This is a genomic window from Quyinboa ferrireducens, from assembly GCF_042436675.1.
Taxonomy (GTDB): Bacteria; Bacteroidota; Bacteroidia; order Bacteroidales; family UBA5342; genus JBHJHP01.
Genome location: NZ_JBHMVA010000082.1, coordinates 1 through 975, shown reverse-complemented (window position 1 = coordinate 975; position 975 = coordinate 1). Strand labels below are relative to the sequence as shown.

General features: G+C 33.7%; 1 protein-coding gene. It reads left to right on the top strand.

Going from position 1 to position 975, the window contains the following annotated elements; genetic code table 11:
- Positions 1-53: 53 nt before the first annotated feature.
- The gene (locus tag ACE01N_RS20510) at positions 54-959 is read left to right on the top strand and encodes an IS982 family transposase (protein ID WP_380592954.1); all 906 of its coding nucleotides are present in this window, start codon (positions 54-56) and stop codon (positions 957-959) included.
- The last annotated feature ends 16 nt before the right edge of the window (positions 960-975 follow it).

Genomic DNA, 975 nt, shown 5'->3' with positions numbered 1-975 from the left:
TATATTTAAGTATCTGACATTTAAATATATAGCAATCAAAAACCTTTCATATTATGATCGATAAAATTACTGAAATTTTCTGTTTAATTGATGATTTTTGCAAAGAAATTGACTTGGTAGAGGAGGGACATATCTTAAAAGAGAAAGTAGCTCAAAAGCAAAGAAACAGACAGTTTAAGATGTCTGATAGTGAGGTTATTACCATTCTGGTTTTCTTTCATCTTCATCACTTTCGAAACCTTAAGCACTTCTACATCAATTATGTACAGGTACACATGAAGAGTGAATTTCCACAGACTGTATCATACAATCGCTTTGTTGAATTGCAACAAAAAGCCTTTCTTCCAATGTGTGTCTTTCTCCAGACATCCTGTTTGGGGAGATGCACTGGCATTTCTTTTATTGATTCTACTCCGATAATTGCATGTCATATTAAACGGGAAAAGCAGCACAAAGTATTTCAGGGATATGCCACAAAAGGACAATGTTCCATGGGATGGTTTTATGGGTTTAAACTGCATCTGGTTATAAACGACAGGGGTGAAATCATAGATTTTCTTATTACCCAAGGTAATATTGATGACAGAGAACCATTGAAGAACAAAAACTTTCATGAAAAGCTTTTTGGTAAACTCTTTGGGGATAGGGGCTATATCAGTCAAAATCTTTTTGAAGAAATGTTTATTGATGGAATACACCTGATTACCAAAATACGAAAGAATATGAAAAATAGCCTGATGCATACACAAGACAGGATCCTGCTTAGAAAAAGAGCAGTAATAGAATCTGTAAATGACGAACTTAAAAATATTTGTCAGATAGAACATACCAGGCACAGGAGTGTCAATAACTTCCTTTCAAATCTAATCTCAGGACTTATTGCCTATCAGTTCTTACCTAAAAAGCCATCAATTAATACGGAAGTTATTGATGAACATAGAATTACAAAAAATGCTTAGCTCGAACTCACGTTAA